The sequence below is a fragment of the Sulfitobacter sp. EE-36 genome (assembly GCF_000152605.1).
Classification (GTDB): Bacteria; Pseudomonadota; Alphaproteobacteria; order Rhodobacterales; family Rhodobacteraceae; genus Sulfitobacter; species Sulfitobacter pontiacus.
Map to the genome: position 1 here is coordinate 2,912,721 of NZ_CH959310.1, position 15,157 is coordinate 2,927,877.

Annotated in this window: 15 protein-coding genes; 5 read left to right on the forward strand and 10 right to left on the reverse strand. The window is 61.3% G+C overall.

Annotated elements, in window-relative coordinates; genetic code table 11:
* Positions 1-26: 26 nt before the first annotated feature.
* From EE36_RS16635 to ftsY, 4 genes are all read right to left on the reverse strand, one after another.
* Positions 27-1,211: an aminotransferase class V-fold PLP-dependent enzyme gene (locus EE36_RS16635; RefSeq protein WP_005854204.1), complete on the reverse strand. Its 1,185-nt coding sequence runs from the start codon at positions 1,209-1,211 to the stop codon at positions 27-29.
* A 263-nt stretch (positions 1,212-1,474) separates the two neighbouring features.
* Positions 1,475-2,080 carry an inner membrane-spanning protein YciB gene (locus tag EE36_RS16640; protein WP_005854205.1) on the reverse strand — a complete coding sequence of 202 codons (606 nt, stop codon included), beginning with the start codon at positions 2,078-2,080 and terminating at the stop codon, positions 1,475-1,477.
* A gap of 12 nt (positions 2,081-2,092) precedes the next feature.
* A complete protein-coding gene (locus EE36_RS16645) occupies positions 2,093-2,995 on the reverse strand; it encodes a DMT family transporter (RefSeq protein WP_005854206.1) in 903 nt (300 codons plus the stop codon).
* Positions 2,996-3,017: 22 nt separating this feature from the next.
* Positions 3,018-4,214 (reverse strand): signal recognition particle-docking protein FtsY, encoded by a 1,197-nt coding sequence (gene ftsY, locus EE36_RS16650; protein ID WP_005854207.1) that lies wholly within the window; start codon positions 4,212-4,214, stop codon positions 3,018-3,020.
* A gap of 144 nt (positions 4,215-4,358) precedes the next feature.
* Between ftsY and EE36_RS16655 the strand changes: the two genes are divergently transcribed.
* Entirely contained in the window at positions 4,359-5,210 is an 852-nt protein-coding gene (locus EE36_RS16655) for a lytic transglycosylase domain-containing protein (protein ID WP_156785599.1), read from the forward strand.
* 30 nt (positions 5,211-5,240) lie between these two features.
* On the opposite strand, the gene EE36_RS16660 is transcribed toward EE36_RS16655, so the two are convergent.
* Positions 5,241-6,953: an NAD(P)H-dependent oxidoreductase subunit E gene (locus tag EE36_RS16660; protein ID WP_005854210.1), complete on the reverse strand. Its 1,713-nt coding sequence runs from the start codon at positions 6,951-6,953 to the stop codon at positions 5,241-5,243.
* A gap of 170 nt (positions 6,954-7,123) precedes the next feature.
* On the opposite strand from EE36_RS16660, the gene EE36_RS16665 reads away from it, so the two are divergent.
* Both EE36_RS16665 and EE36_RS16670 read left to right on the forward strand, forming a co-directional pair.
* Positions 7,124-8,137, forward strand: coding sequence for an alkane 1-monooxygenase (locus EE36_RS16665; protein WP_005854212.1), 1,014 nt, complete (start codon positions 7,124-7,126; stop codon positions 8,135-8,137).
* 32 nt (positions 8,138-8,169) lie between these two features.
* Positions 8,170-8,565, forward strand: a complete 396-nt coding sequence (locus tag EE36_RS16670) for a hypothetical protein (protein ID WP_005854214.1) — start codon at positions 8,170-8,172, stop codon at positions 8,563-8,565.
* A 3-nt stretch (positions 8,566-8,568) separates the two neighbouring features.
* Here the strand turns inward: EE36_RS16670 and xseA are convergent, their stop codons facing one another.
* Entirely contained in the window at positions 8,569-10,104 is a 1,536-nt protein-coding gene (xseA, locus tag EE36_RS16675; protein WP_005854216.1) for an exodeoxyribonuclease VII large subunit, read from the reverse strand.
* Positions 10,105-10,188: 84 nt separating this feature from the next.
* Between xseA and purD the strand changes: the two genes are divergently transcribed.
* On the forward strand, positions 10,189-11,454 hold the full coding sequence (gene purD, locus EE36_RS16680) for a phosphoribosylamine--glycine ligase (protein WP_005854217.1): 1,266 nt from the start codon (positions 10,189-10,191) through the stop codon (positions 11,452-11,454).
* Positions 11,455-11,541: 87 nt separating this feature from the next.
* Here purD and EE36_RS16685 read toward each other — a convergent pair whose 3' ends face one another.
* Complete coding sequence (locus EE36_RS16685) at positions 11,542-12,273, reverse strand: VCBS repeat-containing protein (RefSeq protein ID WP_217564303.1); 732 nt, start codon at positions 12,271-12,273, stop codon at positions 11,542-11,544.
* 20 nt (positions 12,274-12,293) lie between these two features.
* Positions 12,294-12,617, reverse strand: coding sequence for a 2Fe-2S iron-sulfur cluster-binding protein (locus EE36_RS16690; RefSeq protein WP_005854231.1), 324 nt, complete (start codon positions 12,615-12,617; stop codon positions 12,294-12,296).
* Between the two features lie 384 nt (positions 12,618-13,001).
* Here EE36_RS16690 and EE36_RS16695 point away from each other — a divergent pair, with 384 nt between their 5' ends.
* Positions 13,002-13,370 (forward strand): peptidoglycan-binding domain-containing protein, encoded by a 369-nt coding sequence (locus EE36_RS16695; RefSeq protein WP_244268797.1) that lies wholly within the window; start codon positions 13,002-13,004, stop codon positions 13,368-13,370.
* On the opposite strand, the gene EE36_RS16700 is transcribed toward EE36_RS16695, so the two are convergent.
* Together EE36_RS16700 and EE36_RS16705 are read right to left on the reverse strand one after the other, a co-directional pair.
* Positions 13,367-14,125: an ABC transporter ATP-binding protein gene (locus EE36_RS16700; RefSeq protein ID WP_005854234.1), complete on the reverse strand. Its 759-nt coding sequence runs from the start codon at positions 14,123-14,125 to the stop codon at positions 13,367-13,369. The two genes, EE36_RS16695 and EE36_RS16700, sit on opposite strands and share 4 nt — an antisense overlap.
* The gene (locus tag EE36_RS16705) at positions 14,122-15,114 is read right to left on the reverse strand and encodes an iron ABC transporter permease (protein ID WP_005854241.1); all 993 of its coding nucleotides are present in this window, start codon (positions 15,112-15,114) and stop codon (positions 14,122-14,124) included. Before EE36_RS16705 ends, EE36_RS16700 begins: the two co-directional genes overlap by 4 nt.
* Positions 15,115-15,157: the final 43 nt, after the last annotated feature.

Here is a 15,157-nt window from a genome sequence, read left to right on the forward strand (position 1 = left end):
GCCAAGCAGGCAAAGCCCCCGAGTGATCACTTCAATGTGTCCAGCGCCTGACGGATGTCGGCGATCAGATCATCCACGTCTTCAAGCCCCGCAGACAAGCGCACAAGGCCGGGGCTGATCCCCAGCGTAGCCTTCTGGTCATCCGGCAAACGCTGGTGCGTGGTGGTCGCCGGATGGGTCGCAATGGATTTCGCATCGGCAAAGTTGTTCGAGATGGTGATAATCTCGAGCGCATTAAGGAATGCAAAACACGCGTCCTTACCGCCCTTGACCTCTACCGCCAAGACAGTCCCCGCCGACGGCGCATGAGACGTGGCGAGCGTGTGCTGCGGATGGCTGGGATGTGTCGGATAGCGCACAGCGCTCAGCTTGGGGTGCCCATTCAGCGCATCAGCGATCTTATAGGCGGCATCCGCTTGGGCACGCACACGCAGGTCGATGGTTTCAAGCGCCTTGAGGTGGGTCCAAGCGGTAAACGGGTTCATCGCGCCGCCGGTGTGTTTCATATAGGCTTCGATGGGTCCGCGGATCAGCTCTTTGGAGCCGCAAATCGCGCCGCCCAGCATACGCCCCTGCCCGTCCACATGTTTCGTGGTCGAGATAATTGCGATATCCGCACCACATTCCTTGGCATAGGAAAATACCGGCGTCGCCATCGCGTCATCCGCCAGCACCAGCGCGCCGACGGCATGGGCCGCTTTCACCACATGGCGCATGTCAACGACTTCCAGGGTGGGGTTCGAAATGCTCTCAAAGAAGACCATGGTCGTGTCAGGGCGAATGGCCGCATCCCAGGCCGCGTTATCCGTGCCGTCGATCAAGGTCACCTCGACCCCGAAACGCGCCAGGATATCCTCCAGCACATATAGGCACGACCCGAAAAGGGCGCGCGCGGCGACCACGTGATCGCCTGCTTTCAGCAGCGATGTCAGCGCGCCGCTGACCGCCGCCATACCAGAGGTACAGGCGAAACAATCCTCATACCCCAAAAGCCCCGAGATCCGGTCCTCGAACATGCGCACCGTGGGGTTGCCGTAGCGGGCATAGATAAACTCGTCATCCCCCAGCGACTGGAACCGCGCCTCGGCCTGTTCGGCGCTGTCATAGACAAAACCCTGTGTCAGGAACACGGCCTCGGACACTTCGTTATACTGGCTGCGGCGGGTGCCACTGTGAACAGCCTTGGTCCGTGGTTTCCAATCAACGCTCATTCTCTCATCCTTCCTGTCCCGCCGTGCAGCGGGCGTAAAAAAACCCCAGACGCGGTCAAGCGAAAGGGGGCTTTCATCCTGACCTTTTAGCGGAATTTGGCAGGTTACTCTGCCCGTGGCCCGCAATCCGGTATCAAATCGCCACGTGTCATCTGCTACGCCCCTCGCCCGCTCGCGTCAACTATAACAGCAAGCCGCCTTCCAAATGGCCGTAAATCCCGGGGGTGCTGCCCCATACGGGGCAGCGGGGGCTGGCCCCCGTCCTAGCTTTCGTCTTTTTCCAAACCATAGGTCTGGAACAGCCGCCCTTGCGTCATGAAAAACACAAACACCGCCGCCGTCAGCCCGAATGTCTTGAAATACACCCAAGTCTCGGTGCTGGCAAAGCGCCAGATCAGTTCGTTCGCGAGCGCCAGACCGAAAAAGCACAGCATCAACCGTTTGGTCAGGATCATCCAGCCGGCGTCATTCAGAGGCATCATCTCTTCCATCACGAACTTGAGATAGGATTGCCCCCGCGCCAGACCGATCGCCAGCAGCACTGCAAACAAAAGGTAGATGGCGGTCGGCTTCATTTTAAAGAACCTCTCGTCATTCAGCCAAACCGACAGGCCCCCGAACAGTGTTACCAGAATGACTGTGGCAACCTGCATGCGGCTGATCTTGCCCGTCAGCGCCCACAGCGCGCCCGTCGACAGGATCAACAGCGGCACGAAGGCCGCCGTGACCACGATAAAGCCGCTGTAGTCGGTGCCCCACAGGGTGAAGGTCTCGTCCTTGAAGCGCAGATAGGCGACAAAGAATATCAGCACCGGCCCGTATTCCAGCGCCGATTTGACGAAAGGGTTTATCTCGCGTGTCGTGCTCATCTTGCTCTCCAGTTATCCGCCCATTTCGACGATCACCGCGCCAAGCGCGATCAGCGCCATCAGGGCAATACGGCGCGGGCCTACGGTTTCTTTCAGCACCAACCATCCGATCAGCGCCGCAAACACGGTCGAGGTTTCACGCAGCACGGCGGCCTCGCCCACTTTGTCCAGACGGGTCGCCAGCATGATCGAGCCAAAGCTGAAAAAGGCGACAAAGCCACCCGCCACGCCGCGGGTCATCAACGGGCCAAGCTCGGGGCGATCCTCCATCCGCAGCCAGCGGCGCGCGGCGATCACGGGCATGACCAGCCCGTCGATCATGAAAAACCACGCCAGAAAGGTAAATGGGTTGTCCGTCGCGCGGATGCCATAGGCGTCGAACGTGGTATAAAGTGCCACGAAAAGCCCCGTCAGCACCGCCAGCCCAAGGGCGGCGTTCAGCGTATCGCGTTCGGACACGAGGTAGACAAAGTTATACAGCGCCAGCCCGAAGATGCCGGCCACCAGCACCGCAACGCCCAACCATTGCACGCCCGAAAAGCTCTCTCCAAAAATGAGGTAGGCACCGATCACAGTGAACAAGGGCCCCGTGCCGCGCACCACAGGGTAGACGACCGTATAGGCCCCCTTGGTGTAGGCCCAGGCCTGTAACAGCTTGTACACAATATGGATCGCCCAAGCCCCGGCAAAAATGACCCACATATGGGGCTCGGGCCACGGCACGACAAACAGCGCAAAGGGCGCTGCCATCAGGCAATAGGAAAAGTCGATAGCCCCGCGGGTCAACCACGGATCATGGCGCCCTTTCTGAAGCGCGCCAAAAACGGCGTGCAGAAAAGCCGCGGCCAGCGCAAGCCAAAGCGCCGCTTGGTGCCCCGCTGCGGTGCCTTCAATTTGGCTGATCCATTCGGTCATGTCGCCGAACCTTTATGCTGCGTCACTGCGGGTCCAGCCCCATCAAGGCATCCGCAAACTCCTGCGGGTCAAAGGGCTGCAGATCGTCAATCTGTTCGCCGACGCCGATGGCGTGGATCGGCAGCCCGAACTTATCTGCAAGCGCCACCAGTACACCGCCCTTGGCCGTGCCATCCAGCTTGGTCATGACCAGACCGGAAACATCTGAAATTTCCTGAAAAACCTTCACTTGGTTGAGCGCATTCTGCCCTGTCGTCGCATCCAGCACCAACAGAGTATTATGCGGCGCGCTTGGGTCTTTCTTGCGAATGACCCGCACGATCTTGGCCAGTTCTTCCATCAGGTCGCCGCGGTTCTGCAACCGTCCGGCCGTGTCAATCAGCAGCAGATCAGCGCCGTCACGCTCCGCCTGCGTCATCGCGTCGAACGCAAGGCTCGCTGGGTCCGACCCCTGCCCTGCGGTCAATACCGGCACGTCGGCACGGTCGCCCCAGACCTGCAATTGTTCGACAGCGGCGGCGCGAAATGTGTCACCGGCGGCGATCACGACGTTCTTGCCTGCGGCTTTAAACTGGCTGGCCAGCTTGCCGATTGTGGTCGTCTTGCCGGACCCGTTTACCCCCACCACAAGCACCACCTGCGGTGTCTTGGCATAGATCGGCAAGGGCTTTGCAATCGGGTCCATGATCCGCGCGACCTCTGTCGCCATCAGGCGCTTGATCTCGTCCACAGACAGACGCTTGCCAAAGCGCCCCTCGGCCATATTCGCGGTGACGCGCAGGGCCGTATCCACGCCCATATCGGTCGAGATCAGCAGCTCTTCGAGTTGTTCGAGCATCTCGTCATCCAGCACACGCCGCACAACAGGGGCCGCGGCGCTGCGTCCCATCAAGCGGCCCATCAGACCGGGTTTGGCCGGTGCTGGCTCGGGGGGTGCGGGCACCAGATCGGGGGCCACGGGGGTCATCGTCTCGCGCAGCGGCACGGGCGCGGGCGTATCCTCTTCATCCGCTGGCATCGGTGCGGGTTCATCATCCACCGCTTCGGGCAATGCTTGGGCCGCGGCCTGCGGCGCATCCATCACCTGATCGACAGGAACTTCATCCACCGTTTCAGGGGTATCCGTCGCCCCACCATCTTCGACAATCGCCTCAAGCCCCTCGTCGATCTTGGACGAGGATTTGAACATTTTGGATTTCAGCTTTTGAAAAAAGGCCAAGCGCGCTCTCCGAATTGTCAGGCGTTTTCTATGATCTATAGGCTCGACCGGCGGGATGGAAGGGCGACAAGAGCAATTGACAGCAAGGGGCCCGTCGCGCACCAAGTCTGCATGCGGTTTTTATGGGTGCTCTGGGTGATACTGATGGCTGGGGCGGCGCAGGCCGAGCCGGACCAGCGTTACTGTTCCAGCACCAAATGGGGCCATGCCCACTGCATCCGCCCTGCGCATTTCGTGTATGACACGTGCAACGCGATCAAGGTCTTTTCCGAGCGGCACGGGCTGGACAGCGGATTTTTCGCGCGGCTCATCTGGCAAGAAAGCCGGTTTGACCAAAACGCGTTGAGCCATGCCAATGCGCGCGGCATTGCGCAGTTTATCCCCTCCACCGCCGCGCTGCGCGGGCTGAAAGACCCGTATAATCCAGCTGATGCACTGGAACACTCTGCCCAGTATCTTGCTGAAATGACGCAGAAATACGGGAACGAAGGGCTGGCCGCGATCGGCTACAATGGCGGTGAGCGACGTGCAGAGGGGTTTCTGGACGGCAAGGGGCTCGCCCCCGAGACGGTCGCCTATGTCCCCATCATCACCGGTCTGGACGCCGAGCAATGGCGCGATGCGCCGCCCAAAACGCCCGATTTCCGACTATCGAAAACACAACCTTTCCTTCCCGCCTGCTACGAGATGGCACGCAATCGTCGGGTGACCGCCCTAAAAGTGACACCCCCTGCCCCGGTGATCAAACCCTGGGGGGTTCAGGTATCCTTCGGGACCAGCAAGGACCGCGCGCGGGATAAAGCCAATGCCCAGACAGCAAGCTGTCGCAGCGCGGTAAAAGGGCGGCGTCTGGATTTCCTGTTCAAGAAAAACCGAGTGTCGCGCCGCAAGGGATTCTACTTTGGGCAATACGGCAGCAACACCCGCACCGAAGCCCAGCGCCTATGCGACAGGATGCGCGCGACCGGGTGCACCTGCTTGGTGGTGCAAAACTAATTCCCACTTTAAAGAGACGTCTATCCCGTTCTAAACCTCGTCCGCGAAGTGTTTGATCACCAGGCGGATCGGGTTCGGCGCTGCCTGCCCCAGCCCGCAGATAGAGGCATCGACCATAGCGGTCGAGAGCTCTTCCAGCAGGGGTTTATCCCAGCGGTCCGCCTGCATCAGCTTGACGGCTTTTTCGCAGCCCACGCGACAGGGGGTGCATTGCCCGCAGCTTTCATCCTCAAAAAAACGTAGCATATTCAACGCTGCGGCCTTGGCGCTATCTTGGTCCGACAGCACCACCACAGCTGCAGAGCCGATGAAAGACCCGTGCGGCTGCAACGTATCAAAGTCGAGTGGTATGTCATCCATCGCGGCGGGCAGCAGCCCCGAAGATGGCCCACCCGGTTGATAGGCTTTGAACCGGTGCCCGTCGGCCATGCCACCCGCAGCCTCGATGACATCGGTGATCGTGGATCCCGCAGGCAGTTCATACATCCCCGGTTTGGCAACGCGCCCGGATACCGAATAGCTGCGCAGGCCCTTACGCCCGTTCTTTTCCGTGCTGTTCAGCACCTCGGGCCCTTCGCGGCAGATACGCGCCACCCAATGCAGGGTTTCAACGTTATGCACCAAGGTGGGGCGACCAAAGATACCCACCTGTGCCACATAGGGGGGACGGTGCCGTGGCAGCCCACGCTTGCCTTCAATGCTTTCAATCATCGCGGATTCTTCACCGCAAATATAAGCCCCCGCACCGCGCCGCAGATCAATGTATCCTGCGGGAACAATGCATGCAGCCTCGAGCGCCGCAATCTCTGTCCGAAGGAGCGCGAGCACCTGCGGGTATTCGTCCCGCATGTAGAGGAACACTTTCTCTGCCTCTACGGCCCAGGCGGCGATCAGCATCCCCTCTAGGAACAGATGTGGTACGCGTTCCAGGTACCAGCGATCCTTGAAGGTGCCGGGCTCCCCCTCATCGCCGTTGACCGCCATATAGCGCGGGCCCGCATTATCCCGCACGAACCCCCATTTCTTACCCGACGGGAAACCGGCGCCGCCAAGACCGCGCAAACCAGCGTCGAGCAAGTTTTGCTGCACGTCCTCCCAATCGCCATCACGGCGCAGTTTCTTAAGCGCCTCATACCCCCCGCCAGCGACATAGGCGTCGAAAGCTTCGTAGTCGGGCACATGCACATGGGTATAGCCTGCCGCGATGACCTGCTTCACCTTTTCCAGCGTTGCGTGGTCGACAAAGTTATGCCCGATCTCAAGCGCCGGTGCCGTATCACAACGCCCCATACAAGGCGCACGCACGACACGCACCTCTGACGCGTCCAACCCATCTTCCAGTGCGGTTTTCAACGCCTGCGCACCGGCCAATTCGCAGGACAGAGAATCGCAGATCCGTATGGTCAACGCGGGCGGTGGTGCTTCCCCCTCTTTCACCACGTCAAAATGGGCATAGAACGTTGCGACTTCGTAAACTTCGGCCATGCTCATGCGCATTTCTTCAGCCAAAGCGCGCAGGTGCGCCGCAGAAAGATGCCCGAATTTATCTTGAATAAGATGCAAATGCTCAATCAGCACATCGGCACGTCGCGGTTTATCCGCCAATAGGGCGCGCACCTCATCCCACGCGTCCTCTTGCAGCTGGCGACCCTTGGTGTGGCTGCGCCCCTTACCCTTGCCGGATTTCCACACACCTTTGCGCGGTGCGTTTGCATCTGCGGTATCATGATTATCCAACGCCATCGGGCTGCCCTCTCGTATCGCTTTCGCATCACGCTATCAAAGCCGCATCAGCTTGCGCAGAGTAAAAGCGACCAATCCGCAGCAGTTTACGCGGTAGCTGCGGCGACCTAGGCCCTTTTTCACGCGCCATTTCGCGTATAAGAAACACGCATCCCCAGCGGAGCCGCCCTATGTTCTGGTACAGCATCGCCAGCCTGACCCCAGCGATATTTCTGTTTCTCGCCTGTCTACGCGGCGGCCCCTGGCCCTTGATCGCGCTGCTGTCGATCACTGTGGTCGTGTTCTTCCTTGATAGGCTATCTCGCCGGCTGCCAGTGCGAAACTCTTCGGGTCGTGTTCTAAGCCTGACACTGGGCGCTGTGCATTTCACGCTTTTGCCCCTTGGGGTCTGGGCGCTAGGCGCAAGCGACACGTTGAACGTGACCGACAAGCTGTTGATTTATATCGGGATTGGCCTGTTTCTTGGCCAGATCTCGAACTCCAACGCGCATGAGCTGATCCATGCCGCGTCGAAATGGCCTCGACGGATCGGCACCGCGATTTATTGCAGCCTTTTGCACGGCCATCACGTGTCGGCCCACCTGCGCGTGCATCACATCTACGTCGCAACGGAGCATGATCCGAATTCGGCCAGATTGGGCGAAGGCTTCTATACCTATGCCCTGCGCGCCCTAAAAGGCGAGTTTATGGCTGGGCTGCAGGCTGATACGCGGCAGCGGCGTGGAAAACGGCACCTGTTGTCACACCCTTATGTCACCTATGTCACCGGTGCGTTGATCACCCTCGCCGTCAGCTTTGCAGTGGCCGGAGCGCGCGGGGTCGTTGCGATGCTGGCGCTGGCGGCCTATGCGCAAATGCAGCTGTTGCTTTCCGACTATGTGCAACACTACGGCCTGCGCCGCAAAACATCCGAAAATGGCAAGCCCGAGCCCGTGGGCCCGCAGCATAGTTGGAATGCGCCTGCGTGGTATTCCTCGGCGATGATGTTGAATGCGCCGCGCCATTCGGACCATCACATGCGCCCCTCGCGCGCCTTTCCCGCGCTAAAGCTGACACCGGGCACCATGCCGATGCTGCCGCGATCCCTGCCAGTGATGGCTGTGCTGGCGCTGGTCCCACCGCTGTGGCGTCGGGTGATGGACCGCCGTGTTGCGCGTTGGCAGCCGGTCCGCGATCAAGACTAGATCACGCCTCGGGTTTCTGGCACGCTGCGGCTATGAAACAGCTTGCCCTGATCCTCGCCCTGACACAGGCCGCCCCTTTGGCCGCGCAATCCATGATGTCGGCGGCAGAATTTGACGCCTATACACGGGGCAAAACCCTGTTCTACGCCCAAAACGGAGAGACCTACGGTGCCGAGCGGTATCTGAGCAACCGGCGCGTCGAATGGTCCTTTCTGGACGGTGAATGCAAGTCAGGCAGCTGGTACGAAGATGCGGGCAAGATTTGCTTTACCTATGACGAGAACCCGACACCCCAGTGTTGGCGCTTTCGCGAAGGGGCGTCCGGGTTGATCGCGCAGTTCGAAAACGACCCGACCACCACCGAGCTTTACGAGGCGCAAAACAGCGGTCAGGATTTCACCTGCCTCGGCCCGAAGGTGGGTGTCTAAGTCCTAGAAGAGACTGCCTTGTTCGGGCGCTTTCTTGGGGGTCTTTTTGGGGGCCGCCCCGCCGCCGATCTTCATCTTGCCGTCGATAAATTCAATCTCGAGCGCCGAGGCATCCTGCGCCGCCTGCTTGGTTGTCACCACGCCCCCGTCGCCGCGCACCACGGCGTAGCCCCGTGCCAGCGTCGATTTATAGCTCAGCATTTCATGCAGACGGTCAAGCCCTGCAATCTGTTTGTGCCAGCCTTGGGTCTGCCGTTGCCCGGCATCTGAAAGCCGCCGCGCAAGCGATTGAAAGGCTTCTTCTTTCCGCTTGCGGTCCTGCTCTAACGCGTCGGGGCGGAAACGGGCGATCAATCCCTCAAGACGGCGCTTTTGCTCGCGGCCCAATGCCTCGGGGCGGAAGCGATCAGCCAGGGCGGCCAGCCTGCGTTGCTCTGTCTGAAGGCTGCGGCGCAGGGTGGCAGGGCGCAACGCGCCAGAGATGTCAGAGAGATGCACCTTGCGTTTCTGCACACCCGCGGTCAGCGCCGGACCCAGACGGGCGCCGCGCATATCGAGCCGTTGGCGCGGACCATCAAGCAGGCTGTCGGGCCGAGGTAACGCGCGCGCCATGTCGCGCAACCGCTGGTCGCGGCGCGCAAGGCCCTGACTGAGCGCTTGGGTCATCCGTGCCTCCTGCCCATCAAGCAGGGCGACAAGTTCATGGCGCACAGGCACCGCAAGCTCGGCCGCCGCCGTCGGCGTGGGCGCGCGCTTGTCAGAGACATAGTCGATCAGCGTGGTGTCGGTTTCATGCCCCACCGCCGAAATCAGCGGAATGTCGGAGGCTGCGGCTGCCCGAGCGACGATCTCTTCGTTGAACCCCCATAGATCCTCGACCGAACCGCCGCCGCGCGCCACAATCAACAGATCAGGCCGTGGAAGGGCACCCCCCGGGGTCAGCGCGTTGAACCCCGCAATGGCGCGCGCGACTTCTGGCGCGCATTTCGCCCCCTGCACGGCGACGGGCCAGATCAGCACCTTGCGCGGAAACCGGTCGCGCAGACGGTGCAGGATATCGCGGATCACCGCCCCCGAGGGCGAAGTCACGACGCCGATCACCTCTGGCAGGTAGGGCAGCGGGCGTTTGCGTTCAGGGGCGAACAGCCCCTCGGCCGCCAGCGCCGCCTTGCGCTTTTCCAGCAACGCCATCAGCGCGCCCATGCCCGCGGGTTTGATATCCTCGATCACGATCTGGTATTTCGACTGCCCGCCAAAGGTGGTGATGCGGCCCGTGGCAATCACCTCCATCCCCTCTTCGGGTTGGGTTTCAAGCCGTGCTGACACGCCTTTCCAGATCACACCGGAAATAACCGAACTGTCGTCCTTGAGGTCAAGATAGATATGCCCCGAACGTGGCCGGCTGACACGCCCCACCTCGCCGCGAATCCGAACATGGCCGAATTCGCCCTCGATCACCCGTTTGATCGCGCCCGAAAGCTCGGTCACGGTGAATTCCGGGCTGTTCTGCCCCTCGCGCGGGTCGTCGATCAGATCCATCAGCGGTGTCTTTCCGTGTTTATCTTGTGTCGGGCTCAGTCCCAGCTTAGAACGCGCAGCAACCAAGGCCAAGGGAGTGCAACCATGAACATCCTCATTCTGGGCAGCGGCGGGCGCGAACACAGCCTGGCCTGGGCCGTATTGCAAAATCCTAAATGCGACAAGCTGATCGTGGCACCGGGCAATGCCGGAATCGCCGCCATCGCGGATTGCGCCAGTTTCGACATCAACGACGGGGCCGCGGTGGTCGGTTTTGTCGATGAAAACAACATCGATTTCGTCATCATCGGGCCAGAAGCCCCGCTTGCCGCAGGCGTTGGCGATGATCTGCGCGCTGCCGGCGTATTGGTGTTTGGCCCGTCAAAAGCGGCCGCGGCGCTGGAAGCCTCCAAAGCCTTTACGAAAGAGATCTGCGACGCCGCAAACGCCCCCACTGCCGCCTATGGGCATTTCACCGACGCAGACGCGGCGCGGGCCTATCTGGCCGACCACCCTGCCCCGATCGTGATCAAGGCCGACGGCCTTGCAGCGGGCAAAGGCGTGATCATCGCCGAAACCGATGCCGAGGCGCTGGCCGCCGTCGATACGATGTTCGACGGCACCTTCGGCGACGCGGGCGCAGAGGTGGTGATCGAGGAGTTTATGGACGGCGAAGAAGCGTCCTTTTTTGTTTTATGTGACGGCGACACCGTACTGCCGATCGGCACAGCCCAAGACCACAAACGCGTCGGCGACGGCGATACCGGCCCCAACACCGGCGGCATGGGGGCCTATTCGCCCGCGCCGGTGCTGACCGACGAGATCGCCGAACGTGCGTTGGCAGAAATCATCCGCCCGACCATGGCCGAAATGGCCAAGCGCGGCACGCCTTACCAAGGGGTGCTTTATGCCGGCTTGATGATCAAGGACGGTGCCCCCCGTCTGGTCGAATACAACGCCCGTTTTGGCGACCCTGAGTGTCAGGTCCTGATGATGCGCCTTGGCGCGCAGGCTTTTGACCTGATGCATGCCGCCGCCGAAGGGCGCCTGAACGAGGCCCGCGTGAACTGGGCCGACGATCACGCTGTCACCGTCGTTATGGCTGCGCAAGGCTATCCTGGAAGTTATGACAAGGGAAGCGTTATCAAAGGGTTGGATGCCCTCCCCGAAGACAGCCGCAACATGGTGTTCCATGCGGGTACCGCCAAGAAAGACGGGGCGATAACGGCCATCGGCGGGCGGGTTCTGAACGTCACGGCGCGTGGCGACACCCTGGCCGAGGCACAGGCACGCGCCTATGAGATGGTCGAGGCGATTGACTGGCCGGGCGGGTTCTACCGCCGCGATATCGGCTGGCGTGCGCTGTCCTGAGGGCGCGGCCTGCTGGTCTGACGAGACCGACCGGGGGCTCGCCCCCGGACCCCCAGGATTTTCAACCAATTGGAAGCAAGTCTGTGTTCAGCTTGGGCTGAGCGTACAGGCTTGGGCGGCGGCGGTATTGCTGGCCGTGAAGGGCACGTCGAAGCTTCGCGGGCTTAGTGTTTTACCGTCAAGCTGAAGGGCCACCATTTGCGATGGCGCACTGCGCTGCCACGGCATCTGCGCAAGGATCAATTCGGGGTGTGGGCCGCATGTGCGGATACCCCCCGCGATGTCCGGATCACCGATGCGGTGGTTGGTGAACCCCTCTGCCGTAGCAATGACGGTGAGGCTGCTGTTATCGTAAGCAAGCAGCTGCACCGAACCGGACAGATGCGGGGTGACGACGATCGCGATCTCGAGCCGCCCATTGCCGGTGAAGTCCGCAGCACCAATCGGGGCAAGCCAGCGGTTTTTCCGCCCGATAAAGGGCGTCTGTGCGATACGCCCGGACGCGCCATAGACCGCAAGCCGCGCGCCTTTGGACTGATGGCTTTCAACCACAATCACTTCGGGTTGGCCGTCACCATCCAGATCCGCAATCCGAGGCGACGTGTCTTCGAATACAAGGACTTGGGGCAAGATTATGCGGCGGCGGGTGCCGTCAGCCAAGCCCAGCGTCAGGCTGCCCCATTCGACCGCATCGCCCAATACGCCGTGATCATAGCGTGTGGTCGGATCACCAAAGCTAGCGCGGGCGATGTCTTGCGCTGAAGCGGGCAGCGCATTGATCACGCATGCCGCAACGATCGGCAAAAGGCGCGACGACATATGTCGCGCCAGCCGTCGCATCAGATTTGCTTTTCGGGCATTTTCACGCGCAGGCCGTCCAGCGCGTCTGTAACCTTGATCTGGCAGGTCAGACGGGACGTTGCGGGATCGGGCTCGAACGCGAAGTCGAGCATATCTTCTTCCATGTCGTCCTTGGCGGGCACTTTTTCGACCCAGTCGGGATCCACATAGACGTGGCAGGTGGAGCAGGCGCAGGCACCGCCGCAGTCGGCCTCGATCCCGGGGATGTTATTGTCACGGGCCCCTTCCATGACGGTCAGGCCATTGGCCACATCGACGACATGTTCGGTGCCATTGTGTTCTACATAAGTGATCTTGGCCATCTGAATGCCCCTTCGAATTTAGAATTTCGACATATGTAAACAGCAGCCCGCGGCTTCGCCAGCCCCTTTTCACGGCTCATGCAAGGGGATTGCGTTATTCACATCCCGATAGGCCTATGATCTAGGCATTGCTGCGAAAAGCCGCTAGCCTGCGACCGACCCTTTGACCCGCAAGGCCCGGCTGTGCAATATTTTTCCCGATCACATTTAGTTCAATTTGCCTGCGCATTTACGGTTCTCGTCTCGCTCGGAGCGTGTAATGCCCCCTCCCAAGATGCAGAGGCACCCGAGCCTGGCGTTCGCGAGGCGACAACCAAGGGCCCGGCAGGGGCTGCACCGGGCAGCTGTTGGGGGCGGACCGTATCACCTGCAGTGATCGAAACGGTGACCGAGCAGGTACAGGTGCAACCGGCGCAGATCAGCTCTACCGGCGAGATCCAGTCGCTGCCGATCTACCGCACGGAAACACGGCAAAAGATCGTCTCTCCCCGTGTGGACAACTGGTTTGAGACGCCCTGCACCAGCGCGCTTACGCCCGACGTGATCGCAACGCTGCAACGTGCGTTAGAGGCGCGAGGGTTCTATGGCGGGGCCATTAATTCGGAGCTCGACGACGCGACACGGCGGGCAATGCGGGCGTATCAGATCAGCACTGGCGGGCCCGATAGCCCCGTTCTTGCACTGGCCACCGCGCGATCATTGGGTGTCATCGCTGTGGACATCCCCGGTGTTTCTCGGGACAGCAGCGGTTAAGAAACGACCTCAAGCGGTTGGAAAACAAAACCTTTGTCGGTGACTTCACTGAACGCAGTAATGCCAAAGACGGCTTCGACAATCTCTGTCGTCAGCGCCGCCTGTGGCACGTCGTCTGCGACAACTGCGCCGTTGTGTAACACGATCAACCTTGTGCAATGCCGCGCTGCCAATCCCAGATCATGAAGCGAGACGAGCACCCCGCGCCCTTGGCCCGCTGCTTTGGAAAAGCTTTCCATCGCGGCGATTTGATGGGCGGGGTCTAGCCCGGCGGTGGGCTCGTCTGCGATCAGCAAGGGTGCCTCTTGCGCGAGGCTACGTGCGATCAGCACGCGCGCCTGCTCCCCACCCGACAGCTGTGTGGCGGGACGATTGCGGAAGGTGTCCAAATCCATCTGCGCAATGGCACGATCTACGGCAGCCTGATCTTCTGCCTGTATTTTCTGCCCGCCCCGTAGATGGGGTGTGCGGCCCAGTCGAATGATCGTTTCAACCGTGACCGGCCATGCAATCTCGCGCGATTGGGGCATCCACGCGGCGGCGCGCCCGCGCATGCGCGGCGCAAGTGCGGCGATTGAACTTTGGCCATCAGCGGGGATCAGGCCCAGTGCCGCGCGCATCAAGGTGGTCTTGCCGGCACCATTCGGCCCGACCAGGCCTACGACCTCTCCTTCACGTAAGGTCAGGTTGATGTCGGATAAAACGGTTTTCCGCCCCCGATGAACGGAGAGGTTTTGTAGTGATAGCAGGGTCATAGCCCTTCCCTCCGCGTGCGATAGATCAGGTGGAGAAACAGCGGCGCGCCCACCAATGCCGTCACAACCCCAAGCTTGAGATCACGGTCGGGCACCACAAGGCGCACAAGGATATCCGATGCGAGGATCATCGCCGCGCCGCCAAGTGTCGCGGCCCATAGCAGCGCCCCCGGTCGCGCGCCAACAAAGCCACGTAGCAGGTGCGGCATGACCAGCCCCACAAACCCGATCGCCCCCGCCACGGCGGTAGAGGCACCAACGACCGCCGCCGTACCGATAATGACCGTGAGGCGAAGCCGGAATAGGTTGATCCCCATCGCCTCTGCCGCGTCTTCGCCCAAGGTCAGCGCGTCAAGCCCGCGCTCGAGGGTCGCCAACAGGACACCGCCCCCAAGCAGAAAGGGCATCGCGATCCAGACATGGGTCATGGACCGGTCCGCCAGGGAGCCCATCATCCAGAATACGATCTCATTCGCCGCATAGGGGTTCGGCGACAGGTTCAGCACCAGCGAGGTCAATGCCGCAGCAAAGGCCGATATTGCGATACCAGCGAGGATCAGCGCCAGTGACGTGCCCCGAGGGCCTGCCAACAGCAACACCAACAACACCCCCAGCAGGGCACCGCCAAGCGCCATTGCGGGAAGCGCGAGCGTTGCAAGCGCGGCCAATCCGGTCTGTATCGCCAGCACAGCGCCCAACGCTGCAGAGCCCGATACCCCGATCAGCCCCGGATCCGCCAAGGGGTTGCGCAGATAGCCCTGCATCGCAGCGCCAGAAAGCCCCAAGGCACCGCCGATCATCACGCCCAATAGCGCACGCGGGAGCCGTATCTCGCGCATGACGGTGGCCAGCGGGCCGCCCTGCCCGGTGACCAACGCATTCAAACTGTCGCCCACGGAAGCGCTGGACGGGCCAATCAACAGCGACCCGACAAATAGCACGCACACAAGGCTGCCGAGACCAAGCGCCAGGACCGCTGACCGCCCCATCAGCAAGCGCCCCGGGCACTTAGGCACTTCATTTGCCCCACTG